At 56.0% G+C, this 1,248-nt stretch carries 1 protein-coding gene; it reads right to left on the reverse strand.

Annotated elements, in window-relative coordinates; all coding sequences use genetic code 11:
* The coding region (gene bcsQ / locus AC1DRN_RS29900; RefSeq protein WP_477786925.1) for a cellulose biosynthesis protein BcsQ at window positions 1–1,067 on the reverse strand (1,067 nt) is incomplete at its 3' end.
* Window positions 1,068–1,248 lie beyond the last annotated feature (181 nt).

Consider the following 1,248-nt stretch of genomic DNA (forward strand, 5'->3'; position numbering starts at 1 on the left):
TACTGCAACAGGTCCCGACCATAGGCCAGCGACTCGTTGAACTGGTGATCGAGGCGAACCGTCCCGATCAGGTTGGCACCGAGCCGCCGCCGAAACAGCACGCCCATGTCCCTGCTGAACGAACGCGAGTCATCCCGTTGATTGAGCACATACCGTTGTTGCTGTGCGCGTCGTCGGCTGGTTTCCAGCCACTGGGTCATGGTGTCCAGTGCCAGGTAGGAGGCCGCGTCGGCCACCATCATCACCAGCACCAGATCGGCTGCATCGAGTGCCTGTTGCGAATAGACGGTCGCACCCGAAGGYGTGTCCAGGATCACGGTATCGTTTTCGCTGAGGTCCATTGACGCAAGGTGCTGATTCAACCAGTCAGAGTCTTCAAGCATCAACTGCTTGAGCAATCGGCGATCGTTCACCTCGCCAGTGCCGAAGGGCAGGCACTCGCTGTCGCCAAAGCCCTGCAGGCGATGGGCACCCCAGTCTGCGTCCTGCTCTTTGAGCTGGATCAGCCCGGGAGCCTGCCGGGTGATACCCAAGTGGCTGGACAGCGCGTTCTGAGGGTCCAGATCAATTGCGATGGTTCGCCCGCCAGGGCGCCGAAGTGTTTTTGCGAGGCCAGCGGCGACTGTGCTTTTACCCACCCCACCATTCGCCGAAACGATAGCAATGACCTTCGCCCTGGTTCGCTTGCGAGTCGTTTCTGGCAGACCGTCAAGGCGAACCTGGTTGAGTTCACGCAACAGGTCGCTCAATCGCTGACGGTCACCCGTAGCGGAACTCGCAGGTGGCTCGGTCAGGGAAGAAGATTTGGGTGAAGGTAGCGAGAGGGCAGCATTCTTCACCGGCTCGCCCGGCGCGCCAATCAATAAAGAAGGCTGTGGCTCGTCCAGTAGAAACACAGGGGGCGTTGGTGTTGGGGGAGGCAATGCCACTGACGGCTCTGGCTCAGCCAGTGCAGGTGTAACCGGGTCGTCTTTGAAATCTTTATAGCTCGGTTGTATTTCCTGGTAGCTTTCCGTATTGGCGCCAAAACGTGTAAATAGTTTCGTAATGTCGTCTACATATTTCATGCGTTGTACCAAGAATGAAATAGCTCAGAAACTCAGCATTTCATTAACTTTACAAAGTTGATGCGTCGTCTGGACGTTGGCAGAGTGCCACTAATGTAGTGGTGTCTGCGTCTTGGTGTCAACGAATGTTATAATAAGTCAGTGAGGCTTATTGGTGTTGGTCTAGTGTTATTGGCTGTTG

Source organism: Pseudomonas sp. P5_B3, assembly GCF_056400405.1.